Below are 14,023 nucleotides of genomic sequence, written 5' to 3'. Positions count from 1 at the left end.
CATGAGCCAGACCCCGGACAGCGCTGTCCGCCAGTACATCGAGCAGCATCGCGCCGCCTTCCTCGACGACCTCGCCGAGTGGCTGCGCATCCCGTCCGTGTCGGCCCAGCCCGACCACGCGCCCGACGTACGCCGCAGCGCCGACTGGCTCGCCGCCAAGCTCAGGGAGACCGGCTTCCCGACCGTCGAGGTCTGGCCCACGCAAGGCGCGCCCGCCGCCTTCGCAGAGTGGCCCTCCGACGACCCCGAGGCACCCACGATCCTCGTCTACGGCCACCATGACGTGCAGCCCGCCGCCCGCGAGGACGGCTGGGACAGCGAGCCCTTCGAGCCCGTCGTCCGCGACGGCCGGCTCCATGCGCGCGGGGCGGCCGACGACAAGGGCCAGGTGTTCTTCCACACACTCGGCGTCCGCACCCACCTCGCCACCACCGGCCGCACCACGCCGGCCATCCACCTGAAGCTGCTGATCGAGGGCGAGGAGGAATCCGGCTCCCCGCACTTCCGCACGCTCGTCGAGGCGCAGGCGGAGCGGCTCGCGGCCGACGCCGTGATCGTGTCCGACACCGGCATGTGGTCCGAGGACACCCCCACCGTGTGCACCGGCATGCGCGGCCTCGCCGAGTGCGAGATCCGGCTGCAGGGCCCCGACCAGGACATCCACTCCGGCTCCTTCGGCGGCGCGGTCCCCAACCCGGCGACCGCGGCCGCCCGCCTGGTCGCCGCCCTGCACGACGAGCACGCGCGCGTGGCGATCCCCGGCTTCTACGACGGCGTCGTAGAACTGACCGAGCGCGAACGCGAACTCTTCGCCGAGCTGCCCTTCGACGAGGAGCGGTGGCTGCGCACCGCCAAGTCCCACGCCACCCACGGCGAGGCCGGTCACACCACCCTGGAGCGCATCTGGGCCCGCCCCACAGCCGAGGTCAACGGCATCGGAGGCGGCTACCAGGGCCCCGGCAGCAAGACGATCATCCCGTCCAGCGCCATGGTGAAGCTGTCCTTCCGGCTGGTCGCCGGACAGGACCCCGACCACATCGAGAAGGCCGTCCGCGCCTGGGCCGCCGACCAGGTGCCCGCCGGGATCCACTGCGAGATCACCTTCAGCGGCGCCACGCGCCCGTGTCTGACGCCACTGGACCACCCCGCCCTGCAGTCCGTCGTACGCGCCATGAGCCGCGCCTTCGAGGGCCCCGTCCGCTTCACACGCGAGGGCGGCTCGGGACCCGCCGCCGACCTCCAGGACGTCCTCGGCGCACCCGTGCTCTTCCTCGGCATCTCCGTCCCCTCCGACGGCTGGCACGCCCCGAACGAGAAGGTCGAGCTGGACCTGCTCCTCAAGGGCGTCGAGACCACCGCCTACCTGTGGGGCGACCTGGCCGCGAACTGGCGCCATGCGCCCTGAGACACCCAGGCCGTCGGGAGGGCCATCGCGCGCGGGGCACACTGGAGACGCCGCCCCGCACCGCCCAGCCCTGCCGCACCAGGTCGCCTCCCGTCCCACGTCCCGCCGATCCACCCGCCGAAGCACACCGTTCCACTGGGGGAGTTGGAAGCACCCGTGACCACCTGGACCGACCACACCGCCGACCGACCCATCTCGCTCACCGCCCCGAGCGGCATCGACCGCGCAGCACACCACCGGCTCGACGAGGCCTGGCTCGCGGCGGCATGGAGCCACCCCACGACCCGCTGCTTCGTGGTCTCCGGCGGCCAGGTCCTCATAGACGAGACGGCGGACGGGCGCACCGAACTCGTCATGACCCCCTCCTTCGAGGCCCCGCTCACCGAGGCGCACCGCTACTTCCTCGGCATCGACGAGGACGGCGTCAGCTACTTCGCGCTGCAGAAGGACGCCCTGCCCGGCCGCATCGACCAGTCCGCGCGCGCCGCCGGCCTGCGCGAGGCGGGCCTGCTGCTCTCACCGCGCGACATCGGCCTGATGGTGCACGCCGTCGGCCTGGAGAACTGGCAGCGCACCCACCGCTTCTGCTCGCGCTGCGGCGAGCGCACCGTGATCGCCGCGGCCGGCCACATCCGCCGCTGCCCCGCCTGCGGCGCCGAGCACTACCCGCGCACCGACCCCGCGGTGATCATGGCCGTCACCGACGAGGACGACCGCATCCTCCTCGGCCGCCAGGTCCACTGGCCCGAGGGCCGCTTCTCGACGCTCGCCGGCTTCGTCGAGCCGGGCGAATCCATCGAGCAGGCAGTGCGCCGCGAGGTCTACGAAGAGGCCGGCATCACCGTCGGCCAGGTCGAGTACGTCGCCAGCCAGCCCTGGCCCTTCCCGTCCAGCCTCATGCTGGGCTTCATGGCCCGCGCCACCTCCACCGAGATCGACGTCGACGGCGACGAGATCCACGAGGCCCGCTGGTTCTCCCGCGAGGAACTGCGCGCCGCCTTCGACTCCGGCGAGGTCCTGCCGCCGTACGGCATCTCGATCGCGGCCCGCCTGATCGAACTCTGGTACGGCAAGCCCCTGCCGACGAGGAGCTTCGTCTGACGCTTCCAGCGCCGGATGCGCCGTGAGCAGGAGAGAAACACCGGCCGCACGAAACAAGGCACGAAACAAGGCACAAAAGAAAGCGCGCACGAAAGAAGGCGGTCCCTGAAGCGCCTCAGGGACCGCCTTACGAGAACCGCACTCGTGGCGCGGTTACGCGCCGACCTTCTGCTTGACCTGCGCCAGCGACGGGTTCGTCAGCGTCGAACCGTCGGCGAAGAGCACGGTCGGGACCGTCTGGTTTCCGCCATTCGCCTTCTCGACGAACACCGCGGACTCGGGGTCCTGCTCGATGTTGATCTCGGTGTACGCGATGCCCTCGCGGTCCAGCTGCTTCTTCAGCCGCTGGCAGTAGCCGCACCAGGTGGTGCTGTACATCGTCACAGTGCCCTGCATGTCTCGCGCGCTCCTTAAGATGCCTCGGGAAGATGGCTCGGGGAACAGGTCGTCCAGAGACAGAACACACACGACCGGGACGCCATTCCCACCCGGGGTATGCCCCCCCACGTGACACCTGCCGCATTAGTACGACTATCAGTGCCTGCCTGTGGACAACCGGCACAGCCGCCTCCGGCGACCTGGCAGCATGGCCGTGTGACAGCAGCAACGCACTCCACCCTCTTCCCGCAGGCACCGGACTCGGCCGACGCGGTGCTCGCAGGGCTCGACCCCGAGCAGCGCGAGGTGGCCACCGCCCTGCACGGACCGGTGTGCGTACTCGCGGGCGCCGGCACCGGCAAGACCCGGGCGATCACCCACCGCATCGCCTACGGAGTGCGCGCCGGCATCCTCCAGCCCTCCACCGTGCTCGCCGTCACCTTCACCAACCGCGCCGCCGGAGAGATGCGCGGCCGACTCCGCCAGCTCGGCGCCGCCGGAGTCCAGGCCCGTACGTTCCACTCGGCCGCCCTGCGCCAGCTCCAGTACTTCTGGCCGAAAGCGATCGGCGGCGCCATGCCCCGCATCGTCGACCGCAAGATCCAGCTCGTCGCCGACGCGGCCGCCGCCTGCCGCATCCGCCTCGACCGGAACGAACTGCGGGACGTCACCGCCGAGATCGAATGGTCCAAGGTCACCCAGACCGTCCCCGCCGACTATCCGCTCGCCTCCGCCAAAGCAGGCCGCGACGCCCCCCGCGACCCGGCCGAGATCGCCCAGATCTACAACGTCTACGAGGACCTCAAGCGAAACCGCTCGGTCATCGACTTCGAGGACGTCCTGCTGCTCACCGTCGCCGTCCTCCAGGACCGGCACGACATCGCCGACCAGGTCCGCTCCCAGTACCAGCACTTCGTGGTCGACGAGTACCAGGACGTCAGCCCGCTCCAGCAGCGCCTACTGGAACTCTGGCTCGGCGACCGGGACAACCTGTGCGTGGTCGGCGACGCCAGCCAGACGATCTACTCGTTCACCGGAGCAACCCCCGACCACCTCCTCGACTTCCGCACCCGCCACCCCGGCGCCACCGTCGTCAAACTGGTCCGCGACTACCGCTCCACCCCCCAGGTCGTCCACCTCGCCAACGGCCTGCTCGCCCAGGCCAAAGGCCGCGCCGCCGACCACCGCCTGGAACTGATCTCCCAGCGCGAACCGGGCCCCGAACCCGTCTACACCGAGCACACCGACGAGCCCGCCGAGGCCGAGGGCGCCGCCCGCCGCATCCGCGAACTCATGGACTCCGGCTTCCCAGCCAGCGAGATCGCCATCCTGTTCCGAACGAACTCCCAGTCCGAGACCTACGAGCAGGCCCTCGCCGACGCGGGCATCCCCTACCAGCTGCGCGGCGCCGAGCGGTTCTTCGACCGCCCCGAGGTACGCAAGGCGGGAATCGCCCTGCGCGGCGCGGCCCGCTTCGGCGGCAACGACTCCCTCCTCGACGACGCCGTCGACCTGCCCTCCCAGGTCCGAGCCGTCCTGTCGGGGGAGGGCTGGACGACCCAGCCACCCGCAGGCTCCGGCGCCGTCAGAGAGCGCTGGGAGTCACTGGCGGCCCTCGTGAACCTCGCCCAGGACTTCACCGCCGCCAAACCCGGCGCCACCCTCGCCGACCTCGTCGCGGAACTCGACGAACGCGCGAACGCCCAGCACGCCCCCACCGTCCAGGGCGTCACCCTCGCCTCCCTGCACTCGGCCAAAGGCCTGGAGTGGGACGTCGTCTTCCTGGTCGGCGTCGCCGAAGGCATGATGCCGATCACCTACGCAAAGACCGACGAGCAGATCGAAGAGGAACGCCGCCTCCTCTACGTAGGCGTCACCCGCGCCCGGCAGCACCTCCATGTCTCCTGGGCACTCACCCGCGCACCCGGCGGCCGCCCCCACCGCCGGCCCAGCCGCTTCCTCGACGGACTGCGCCCCGGCTCGACCGCCGCCGCAGGACGGGCCGCCGCCGGTGGTCCCGGAGGCGTCGAGCGAGGCTTCACCAGCAGACCGGAAGCCGCCCCACGGCGGACCCAGCGCATCCCGGCCCGCTGCCGCGTCTGCGGGCGCACGCTCACCGACGCCGGTGAGATGAAGCTGATGCGCTGCGAGGACTGCCCCTCCGACATGGACGAGGGCCTCTACGAACGGCTCCGCGAATGGCGCGGGGTCCAGGCACGGCTCAGCGGGCAGCCGGAGTTCTGTGTCTTCACGGACCGGACGCTGATGGCCATCGCCGAGGCGGAGCCAAGCAGTCCGGTTGAGCTGTCCCGCATCCCCGGCGTCCTCAAGCGAAAGCTCGACCGCTACGGAGCCGATGTACTTGCCATCTGCGCAGGCCAAGAGCTTGAGGAGGGCGCCGACGGGGAATGATACGAACTCGTCGAAAAAATAGTTTGCGCATGCCCCAGCGATCCCCATAGGTTCTTAGCCACGGGAACGGAGGCCTTCTCGGAGGCCCCAATTCCGTGTTCTACTTGCATACCCGTAGGACTGGCTCACCCCAGTCCCCCGAGACGCCGAGAGGAGGCGAGTCCAGTGATCAGCATCAACACCAGCACCATCAGCAGCGTCAAAATGACCGATCGCTCGGTCGTCGCCTCCCTGTGCATGCTCGACGCCTCGAACCAGGGCACCGGTCTGTCCGGCATCCGTGCCGTCCGTCCGGCGTCCTCCGTGTCTCTCGCGGGCCTTCCCGTTCGTGAGCGCAATGAGCGACCGACCAAGGCACTGGAAGCGGCAGTAACGGCGAAGGCGCAGGCCTATGCCTTTACGGCGACCGGTGCCGGATTCCGGAAGCAGACGACGCAGCACCACCAGATGTGGGCCTTCCGTGGGCCAGAACCCTGGAGTGATCCAGCCTGACAGTCGATCAGGCCGGCGCCTTCAGGGCCGCGGAACCCCATCCGGGATCCGCGGCCCTTCTGTTTGTCCTCCAACGGGGATGACGGAGCGAAGGGGCCTCGGGACAAGGAAAAACCCGGTACCAACCGCCACCCGGTCCCACAGGACCGGAACGAAAAGACGAGGAAGACGAACCGTGCAACTCGAAGCGCACGCCCCGTCCGTACCGCCCTCAGACGCGATCCCCAAGCCCGGCCTCACGGAGGACTCCACCTTGACCCCCCTCACTGCGCTCACCGCGCTCGACGACGCCATCGAGAACCTCGGTGTACCCGTCCCCTGCCGTTCCTACGACCCGGAGGTCTTCTTCGCCGAGTCGCCGGCGGACGTCGAGTACGCCAAGTCCCTCTGCCGCACCTGCCCGTTGGTCGAGGCTTGCCTCGCCGGCGCCAAGGAGCGGCGTGAGCCCTGGGGCGTCTGGGGTGGCGAGCTGTTCGTCCAGGGTGTTGTCGTCGCCCGGAAGCGGCCGCGTGGTCGCCCGCGCAAGAACCCGGTCACGGCATGAACACCGCAGGCACGATCGACCGTCCCTTCACGCACGACCCCCAGAAGCAGGCCCCGATGAAGCCGTCCACCCACGAACTCGCAGGCTCCGCGCCTGAAGACTTCACCACCAGTGGCGCGAACGACTCGCGTCAGAACAGGAACCGAGAGATGCAACTCATCCAAGAAGCCCTGGCACGTGCGCATATGCACGAGCGACAGCACACGGCGGAGCGGGAACGCCGGGCCGTGCGCCTGGCGACCGCCCGCCGGATGCAGCGCAGGGCCGAGCGCGCCTCGCTCCGCGCTCGCCGTGCGCTCGCCATGGCGGTCATGCAGTAACCGACCTCACCGTCAGGCGATTGCCTCCGGCCCCGGGAGGGGCCGTACACAGCAGCGGGGGCCGGTCCGTTCGAACGGACCGGCCCCCGCGGTGCGTTGTGCCGCCGATCGGTGAGCGGCGGCGGTATCGTCGCCGAGTGACGAGTCTTTCCGGAGGCAGTGACAACGGCGGCTGCGCCGCAGAGCCCGAACCCCTGGTGTGCGCCCGCTGCGGCACCCAGGCCCAGGCCCCGCAGCCCACTTGGACCTGCTCCGTGGAGAACGGCGCACGCCACTACATCTGCGACACCTGCTCCCGCGAGAACCTCAGGGCGATCGAGGGACGGTTGGACTCGGCCTGGTGGTAGGGGCTGCTGTTCCTCTGGGGGGCTTCCCCCCTCCCCTCCCCCTCCCCCCGCCCCACCCCCCTCGACGCGTCCGCGCACGCAGCGTCAGCTCACGCCTCCGCCGCCGACCCCTCCTCCTCGGTCGGCTCGTCCGGTACGAAGCCCGGAAGCCATTCCTCCAGTTCCTCGCGTAGGCGTACCGTCGCGCCCAGCTGGCACAGCACTCCGATCGTGCTCAGAGTGACCCGGTGAATGAGGAGGTAGGCCGGGGGCAGGTTGAGCTGTTTGCCCAGTTGGTAGGCGGGGGAGCGGGGGTCGGCCACGCGGGCGGCCTGGCTGCGCATCCAGCCGCGGGTGAACGTGAACTCCTCCACCTGGGCAGGTTCGATGATCGGCAGGAGGTAGTCGAGGACGGCGTCGGGGTCCAGGTCGATCGATTCCTTGACGAAGCCCTCGGCGCAAAGGAGTTCGTAGACGGATTCCGCGTCGCCGTCCAGAGTCATGCGCAGGGAGCCGCCGATCGGGCCCGGCAGGCCGCCCGGGAGACGGTCGACCGTGCCGAAGTCCAGGACGCCCAGTCGCCAGTCTTCCTCGCCCTTCGGGTCGCCCGGCAGGAGGCGGAAGTTGCCCGGGTGTGGGTCCGCGTGCAGGAGGCCGGTGCGGGCAGGGCCGGAGAAGAGGAAGCGGGCCAGGAGCTGGCCGGCGCGATCGCGCTGTTCCTGGGTGCCGTCGGAGATCACCTCCGAGAGCGGGATGCCGTCGATCCACTCGGTGACCAGGACCTGCTCGCGCTGATGGACCACCGCCGGCACGACGACGTCCGGGTCGTCCGTGAACTCCTCCGCGTGGGCCTGCTGGGCCTGCGCCTCCAGGCCGTAGTCCAGTTCCTCGGAGACCCGGTCCTTGAGCTCCGTGATCAGCGGCTTGATGTCCATGCCGGGGATCAACGGACCCAGAAGTCGGGCGAAGCGGCTCAATTGGTTCAGGTCGGACAGCAGGGCCTCGCCGGCCCCCGGGTACTGCACCTTGACGGCCACCTCACGGCCGTCGTGCCACACCCCGCGATGCACCTGGCCGATCGAGGCAGCCGCGGACGGCTTGTCCTCGAACTCCAGGAACAGGTCGCGCCAGTCCTCGCCCAGCCGCTCCGCCAGCACCGAGTGCACGGTGCGCGTCGGCATCGGCGGCGCCGCCTCCTGGAGCTTGGTGAGTGCCGCGCGGTAGGGGCCGGCGATCTCTTCGGGCAGGGCCGATTCGAAGACGGACAGGGCCTGGCCGAACTTCATGGCGCCGCCCTTGAGCTCGCCGAGCACCTTGAACATCTGCTCCGCGGTGCGCTGCTGCAGTTCGCGGCCGACGAGCTCCGCGGACTCGCCGACGATCCGCTTGCCGAGTCCCCAGGTCGCCCGTCCGGCGAAGCCGAGCGGAAGCGCGGCGAGCTTGGCGGTACGGGTGACCGCCTTGCGAGGAAGATCAGACATTCGCCCTCCAGGTCCCAGCCGGCCGCTCCGCGTCTGCCTCGCGGCGTGACTCCTTCGGCGGCCGTTGCTCCGCCATTGTCTCGTGCGACTCCTCGTCCTCGGAGGGGTGTTCTCCCTCACCTTTCTCCGCGGCGCCGCACGAGCATGCCGGATGTGCCCACACCGGCCGGGCATGCCAGGTCAGGCCGGGTAGGCCTACTTCCCAGCGTGCACCCGCGCTCGACGGAATCCGGCCGTCCAGAAAGGCCAGGGCGTGGGCGGCCGCCAGTCCGGCGACCGTGGTGGCCAGTGTGAGATCGCAGGGCCGGACCTCGCGTGTCCTTCCCGAGCCCGAGTGCCACTGGGCCACCAGCCGGGGCCAGGCCGGGTCGCGGTCGCTGCGCCCCTCGTGCAGGCAGCCGGCGCAGCTGGTCTCGCCGGGCAGGACGAGCGGGCCGACCACGCCGGTTCCCTCCACGACGCCGGCGTACAGGTGGGGCGTGCCGGAAGAGATCAAGGGTTCGGCGGCGGATGGAGAAGGGGCGTGCACGGCGACGTCGTCCCGGGGAGCGATGATCACCAGAGAGCGGCCGGCACTTTCCTCTCCGGGAGGTGAGTGGGGTCCGCGGCGCGGTGGGCGGTCGGGTGCGCAGCGGCGTGCGGCCCGGCGTGCGGCCTCGTCCCTGCGGTCGCCGATGGTCTCCGCGGGCAGCCCGCCCGGCGCCACGTCCCACGGTTCGACCCGGCCGACATCACGCACGTCGACCTCGCCGACGCCGGCGGCCGACAGTAGTGACGCCACCATCGCGCCCACCCGGCCGGCGCCCCTCACCTGCACGCGCAGTGAGCGGCGGGCGGTCAGGCGGTTCATCGCCTCGTCCGGTTCGGAGGTGATCAAGGACAGCGAGGCCAGATCGGGGCGCAGGCGGTCCAGGACGTCTTTCTTGCGTCGCAGGGCGTCGCCCGCCGGGCCGCCTCCCTTCGCGTCGTCCAGAAGGCCGGCCCCTGCCAGTCGCCGGACCAGTCTGTCGACATGACCGTCCGGCAGATCCATGCGGCGGCCCTCCTCGCGCAACAGCTCCAGTCCGCGGGTGCCGTTGAGCAGGTCGAGGAAACTGCCCGTAGCCGTGTCCATCGGACCCAGCGTCAGGGCGTGTGTCGGAGTCATCCCGAATTGCACGGTGTTGAGGTCGCGCCAGCCGCGCTTCAGTGCGGGCTTGAGCAGAGGAGCGCGCGGAGTCGATGGGACCGTGGGCGGCAACGGTGTCACCGAAGCTGCTGAATTGCCTGAAACCGCCGAATCTGTCGCATACATGAGCGGGCCCCCGTAGCCGTCGTGGAACATCCCCGTGTGCCGGTGGGCTCGGTCGAAGCTCCGCCGGTGACTGTCAGCATGCACTGACGCGGCGTGCGGTGCCGAAAGTTGTCCACAGGCGGTGGATATTCTTCGTACAAATCAAACGCATGGTGGGGGATCGGGATCGAACCGTCCCGGAGTCGGGACTTCCATCATGTGCAGCGGGTAACGTCGGGGCGTGTCCGCCGACCCACTGCACCGCGCCGGAACGCCACAGCGCAGTACGACGAGCCCGCCGCCGAGCGGCTCGGGGGCGAGCGCGATCGAGGTCCGCAGGAGCGCCCGGCGCCGCCGGACGGTCTCGGCGTACCGCGAGGGCGATCGCACCGTCGTGCTCATCCCCGCCCGGATGTCCGAGGCCGAGGAGCAGCGCTGGGTGAACGTCATGCTGGACAAGCTGGCCGCCCAGGAGAGCAAACGGGTCATCGGCGACGCGGAGCTGGCGGAGCGGGCCGAGCGGCTGTCGGGCCAGTATCTGGAGGGCCGTGCGCGGCCCAACTCGGTGCGCTGGGTCACCAACCAGAACACCCGCTGGGGTTCGTGCACCCCGGCCGAGGGCAGCATCCGGCTGTCGCACCGGTTGCAGGGCATGCCCGAGTACGTCGTCGACTACGTCCTCCTGCACGAACTCGCGCATCTCCTGGTGCCCGGGCACGGGCCCCGTTTCTGGCGGTTGCTGGAGGCGTATCCCCGCACCGAGCGGGCGAAGGGCTACCTCGAAGGCGTGGTCGCCGCCGAGCGGTTGCCGCATCTGCCGAGCGCGCGCGGCGAATGAGCCCGAGGGCTGCGAGGCAGCACCCGTCCGCCCTCTGAGGCATCACGGAGGCCGGGCTTGCGGTTCGGCCGGGCGTGGGTTGTGTACCGGGTCTGTACCGGCTTCGTCCGATGTCCGAGTTTGCCGTTAGCCTGACGCGACGCACTTACATTCGGGATGGGGGACGGTCGTTACGCATGGCCAGGGAATTCCAACGCGGCCACAAGGCCAAGATCAGTGACCTCACCGCGGGCACGGATCTGTACGTAGGGGTACAGATCGCCGCCCCAGGGCTGAGCTTCGACATCAGCTGCTTCGGTCTCGACGCCGACGAACGGCTCTCGGACGACCGCTATTTCGTCTTCTTCAACCAGCCGAAGTCCCCCGAGGAGTCCATCCAGCTCCTCGGCACCCAGGCCGGTGACACGGAGTCCTTCCGGGTCACGCTCGACAGGATCCCCCCGCAGATCCAGAAGCTGTCCTTCACGGCGACGATCGACGGCGCCGGACAGATGTCGCAGATCAGCCCCGGATACATCCGCATCGTCGCCGGTGGCGAGGAGGTGGCCCGCTACGCCTTCAACGGCTCGGAGTTCTCCACCGAACGCGCCGTGATGCTGGGCGACTTCTACCTGAAGGACGTCTGGCGGTTCGCCGCCGTCGGACAGGGCTTCGACGGTGGCCTCGACGCGCTGCTGAAGAACTTCGGCGGCGAGGTCGCCGAGGAGGAGACGCCCGCCGCCCCGCAGCAGCCCCAGGCCGGTGCGACTCCCAACTTTGCGCCGCCCGCCCAGGCCGCCGCCCCGCCCGCGTTCGGCGCCCCGGCCGGCGCTCCCGCTCCTGCCCCGCAGCCGCCCGCTCCGGCGCCCGCGCCCGCCCCGGCGGCACAGGGTTTCGCGCCCCCGCCGGGATCCACGCCGCCGCCGCCCAGCCCGGCGCCCTCGGTGCACGCGCAGCCGACCATCATCGCGCCCATGACGCCGCCCGGGGGCGCCCCGCCGCCGCCCGCCCCGGCGCCCGCGCCCTACGGTCAGCCCGGCCAGCCGCAGCCGTACGGCCAGCCGGGGCAGCAGCCGTACGGCCAGCCCTCGGCGCCGCCGCCTCCCGGCTACGGCTACCCCCAGGCGCCCTCGGCGCCGCAGGCCCCGCCCCCGCCCCCCGGTTACGGCCAGCCGACCCCGCCCCCGGGCTACGGTCAGCAGCCGCCCTACGGCCAGGTCCCGGGACAGCAGGCGCCCTACGGAGCCCCCCAGGGCGCCCCGCAAGGCGCGTCTCAGGGGCCCGGCGTGGCCGCTGCGCTCCAGCAGTTCAAGGAGACGCCCACCGGTCAGCGCTGGACGCAGCAGAACAAGAAGATGGTCCGGGTCGACCTCGGCATCGGCGGTCAGCCCGTGCTGGCCCGGCAGGGCAGCATGGTGCTCTACCAGGGCAAGGTCGACTTCAGCTACAAGGGCGCCGGCTTCGCCGGCCGGATCGTGGGCAACGCGACCGGCCAGGAGATGCAGCTGATGCGCTGCACCGGCCAGGGCCAGGTGTTCCTCGCCGAGAACTCCACGATGCTGCACCCCATCGAGCTCCAGGGCGACGGCATCTGCGTCTCCGCCGAGAACGTCCTCGCCTTCGACGAGAGCCTCCAGTACGAGGTCCGCCGCATCGAGGGCCACGGCATCCCCGGTGGCGCGCTGTTCACGATGCAGTTCACCGGCACCGGCACGATCGTCGTGAAGACGCACGGCACGCCCGTGGTGCTGCCGGTCACACCCACGACGTTCGCCGACGCCAACGCCGTGGTCGCCTGGTCGTCCGCCGCGCAGGTGGTCGTCTCCAGCCAGGTACGGATGCGCCGCAACGCCTACCCCGGGGACACCGGAGAGAGCGTGAACCTCCAGTTCCGGGCCGCTCCCGGCAACTTCATCGTCGTCCAGCCGTACGAGATCTGAGGGAGCCCGTCATGAACCAGCCACTCGCGGGCTTCGCCCCCGCACCCGTCACCGGCCGCATGGAGAACCACGGCAACCACATGCTGAAGGTCGCCATGCAGACCGGGAACGACCTCTTCGCGCGCGTGGGCTCGATGGTCGCCTACGAGGGCTTCGTCCAGTACGAGCCCAACCCGCCGGCCGTGCGCCAGATCGCCAAGGACTGGATGACCGGCGAGGGCGCGCCCCTGATGAAGTGCTCCGGCGACGGACTGCTCTACCTCGCCGACTACGGCGCCAACGTCGTCGTCATCAACCTCAACGGCGACGGCATCTCCGTCAACGCCACCAACCTGCTCGCCTTCGACGCGCATCTGACGTGGGGCGTCGAGCGGGTCAAGGGCCTGGCGAAGTTCGCCGGACAGGGCCTGTGGAACACCAAGATCTCCGGGCAGGGCTGGGTCGCGCTGACCTCCCGGGGCAAGCCGATCGTCGTCGACTGCGGCGGTGGCGAGGACGAGACCTACGTCGACCCGGACGCGCTCGTCGCCTGGTCCCCGAACCTCAAGGTGAAGGGCAAGCGCAGCTTCAAGGCGCAGTCGCTCATCGGCCGGGGCAGCGGTGAGGCCTACCAGATGGCCTTCTCCGGCCAGGGCATCGTCGTCGTCCAGCCGAGCGAGGACAGTACCGACCGCCTCCGGGTCCGGGGCTGAGGGGGAGCACGAGAACGCCATGCAGAGCCCGATTTTCGCCTACAACGACCAGCAGACCCAGGACCGTTGGAGCCTGCAGAACAAGCAGATGCTCCGCGTCGGCCTGGAGGGACACGACGACATCCTCGCCCGCAAGGGCACGATGGTCGCCTACCAGGGACTCGTCGAGTTCGACGCCGAGTACCAGAGCAACCAACAGGGGCGCGCGCGTGCGCGCACCGGTGAGGGCCTGGACCTCATGCGCTGTCACGGACAGGGCACGGTCTACCTCGCCAACCTCAAGCAGCACGTCCATGTCATGGACGTCGAGCAGGACGGGCTGACCGTCGACAGCAGCTATGTGCTGGCGATGGACTCCTCGCTGCACCACGAGGTCATCGCCGTGGACAGCCTCTACGGCATCTCCGGCTCCGGTAAGTACCAGCTCAACATCACCGGCCGCGGCAAGGTCGCCCTCATGACCTCCGGGATGCCGCTGATGATGCAGGTGACGCCCGACAAGTACGTCAACTGCGACGCCGACGCGATCGTCGCCTGGTCGACCTCGCTTCGCGTGCAGATGCAGGCGCAGACGCACTCGTCCGGGGTGTGGCGGCGCCGCGGAAACACCGGCGAGGGCTGGGAGCTCAGCTTCATGGGCGCCGGCTTCGCGCTCGTCCAGCCCAGTGAGCTGCTGCCGCCGCAGAACGCCCAGATCGGCTCCGGCCTCGCCGCGCAGTACGGCATGGGGCAGCAGGGGGCGCGAGGGCAGAACCAGGGCAACGTCTGGAGCTGACCGTCCGGAAGGCAAACGTAAGGGGCGACCACTATGGGCGGTCGCCCCTTACACGTTCACAGCCTGG

Annotated in this window: 14 protein-coding genes; 11 read left to right on the top strand and 3 right to left on the bottom strand. The window is 70.3% G+C overall.

All coding sequences use genetic code 11. The annotated features are described in order from the left end of the window. Position 1 precedes the first annotated feature (1 nt). Both ACZ7NC_RS11165 and nudC read left to right on the top strand, forming a co-directional pair. Entirely contained in the window at positions 2 to 1,405 is a 1,404-nt protein-coding gene (locus ACZ7NC_RS11165; protein WP_471486969.1) for a dipeptidase, read from the top strand. A gap of 156 nt (positions 1,406 to 1,561) precedes the next feature. Next, on the top strand, positions 1,562 to 2,506 hold the full coding sequence (gene nudC, locus ACZ7NC_RS11160) for an NAD(+) diphosphatase (protein WP_471486968.1): 945 nt from the start codon (positions 1,562 to 1,564) through the stop codon (positions 2,504 to 2,506). Between the two features lie 153 nt (positions 2,507 to 2,659). Here the strand turns inward: nudC and ACZ7NC_RS11155 are convergent, their stop codons facing one another. After that, a complete protein-coding gene (locus ACZ7NC_RS11155; RefSeq protein WP_471486966.1) occupies positions 2,660 to 2,902 on the bottom strand; it encodes a mycoredoxin in 243 nt (80 codons plus the stop codon). 198 nt (positions 2,903 to 3,100) lie between these two features. On the opposite strand from ACZ7NC_RS11155, the gene ACZ7NC_RS11150 reads away from it, so the two are divergent. From ACZ7NC_RS11150 to ACZ7NC_RS11130, 5 genes are all read left to right on the top strand, one after another. Next, positions 3,101 to 5,296, top strand: coding sequence for an ATP-dependent DNA helicase UvrD2 (locus tag ACZ7NC_RS11150; protein WP_471486964.1), 2,196 nt, complete (start codon positions 3,101 to 3,103; stop codon positions 5,294 to 5,296). A 165-nt stretch (positions 5,297 to 5,461) separates the two neighbouring features. Then, positions 5,462 to 5,788, top strand: coding sequence for a hypothetical protein (locus ACZ7NC_RS11145; protein WP_471486962.1), 327 nt, complete (start codon positions 5,462 to 5,464; stop codon positions 5,786 to 5,788). A 175-nt stretch (positions 5,789 to 5,963) separates the two neighbouring features. Next, a complete protein-coding gene (locus ACZ7NC_RS11140; RefSeq protein WP_451157206.1) occupies positions 5,964 to 6,332 on the top strand; it encodes a WhiB family transcriptional regulator in 369 nt (122 codons plus the stop codon). Further along, positions 6,329 to 6,652 (top strand): hypothetical protein, encoded by a 324-nt coding sequence (locus ACZ7NC_RS11135; protein ID WP_471486960.1) that lies wholly within the window; start codon positions 6,329 to 6,331, stop codon positions 6,650 to 6,652. Before ACZ7NC_RS11140 ends, ACZ7NC_RS11135 begins: the two co-directional genes overlap by 4 nt. A gap of 137 nt (positions 6,653 to 6,789) precedes the next feature. Beyond that, entirely contained in the window at positions 6,790 to 6,999 is a 210-nt protein-coding gene (locus tag ACZ7NC_RS11130) for a hypothetical protein (RefSeq protein ID WP_471486958.1), read from the top strand. Between the two features lie 89 nt (positions 7,000 to 7,088). Here the strand turns inward: ACZ7NC_RS11130 and ACZ7NC_RS11125 are convergent, their stop codons facing one another. Together ACZ7NC_RS11125 and ACZ7NC_RS11120 are read right to left on the bottom strand one after the other, a co-directional pair. After that, the gene (locus ACZ7NC_RS11125; protein ID WP_471486956.1) at positions 7,089 to 8,459 is read right to left on the bottom strand and encodes an ABC1 kinase family protein; all 1,371 of its coding nucleotides are present in this window, start codon (positions 8,457 to 8,459) and stop codon (positions 7,089 to 7,091) included. Then, on the bottom strand, positions 8,452 to 9,606 hold the full coding sequence (locus tag ACZ7NC_RS11120; RefSeq protein WP_471486955.1) for a TOMM precursor leader peptide-binding protein: 1,155 nt from the start codon (positions 9,604 to 9,606) through the stop codon (positions 8,452 to 8,454). The genes ACZ7NC_RS11125 and ACZ7NC_RS11120 overlap by 8 nt, the downstream gene beginning before the upstream one ends. Positions 9,607 to 9,973: 367 nt before the next feature. On the opposite strand from ACZ7NC_RS11120, the gene ACZ7NC_RS11115 reads away from it, so the two are divergent. The 4 genes from ACZ7NC_RS11115 (at position 9,974) to ACZ7NC_RS11100 (ending at position 13,956) form a co-directional block, all read left to right on the top strand. Continuing rightward, entirely contained in the window at positions 9,974 to 10,570 is a 597-nt protein-coding gene (locus ACZ7NC_RS11115) for a M48 metallopeptidase family protein (RefSeq protein WP_471486953.1), read from the top strand. A 176-nt stretch (positions 10,571 to 10,746) separates the two neighbouring features. Then, positions 10,747 to 12,489, top strand: coding sequence for a TerD family protein (locus tag ACZ7NC_RS11110; protein ID WP_471486952.1), 1,743 nt, complete (start codon positions 10,747 to 10,749; stop codon positions 12,487 to 12,489). Positions 12,490 to 12,500: 11 nt separating this feature from the next. Beyond that, positions 12,501 to 13,181, top strand: a complete 681-nt coding sequence (locus ACZ7NC_RS11105; protein WP_471486950.1) for an AIM24 family protein — start codon at positions 12,501 to 12,503, stop codon at positions 13,179 to 13,181. Between the two features lie 19 nt (positions 13,182 to 13,200). Further along, entirely contained in the window at positions 13,201 to 13,956 is a 756-nt protein-coding gene (locus ACZ7NC_RS11100) for an AIM24 family protein (RefSeq protein ID WP_471486949.1), read from the top strand. The last annotated feature ends 67 nt before the right edge of the window (positions 13,957 to 14,023 follow it).

The organism is Streptomyces sp. NPDC111802 (assembly GCF_055634335.1).
The sequence above is the reverse complement of the archived record's forward strand: the minus strand, read 5'-3'. Positions and strand labels throughout refer to the sequence as shown.

Coding starts and splice junctions, on each gene's coding strand:
- ACZ7NC_RS11165 (WP_471486969.1), top strand. CDS start 2: ATGAGCCAGACCCCGGACAGCGCTGTCCGCCAGTACATCGAGCAGCAT.
- ACZ7NC_RS11155 (WP_471486966.1), bottom strand. CDS start 2,902: ATGCAGGGCACTGTGACGATGTACAGCACCACCTGGTGCGGCTACTGC.
- ACZ7NC_RS11135 (WP_471486960.1), top strand. CDS start 6,329: ATGAACACCGCAGGCACGATCGACCGTCCCTTCACGCACGACCCCCAG.
- ACZ7NC_RS11125 (WP_471486956.1), bottom strand. CDS start 8,459: ATGTCTGATCTTCCTCGCAAGGCGGTCACCCGTACCGCCAAGCTCGCC.
- ACZ7NC_RS11120 (WP_471486955.1), bottom strand. CDS start 9,606: ATGACTCCGACACACGCCCTGACGCTGGGTCCGATGGACACGGCTACG.
- ACZ7NC_RS11110 (WP_471486952.1), top strand. CDS start 10,747: ATGGCCAGGGAATTCCAACGCGGCCACAAGGCCAAGATCAGTGACCTC.
- ACZ7NC_RS11105 (WP_471486950.1), top strand. CDS start 12,501: ATGAACCAGCCACTCGCGGGCTTCGCCCCCGCACCCGTCACCGGCCGC.
- ACZ7NC_RS11100 (WP_471486949.1), top strand. CDS start 13,201: ATGCAGAGCCCGATTTTCGCCTACAACGACCAGCAGACCCAGGACCGT.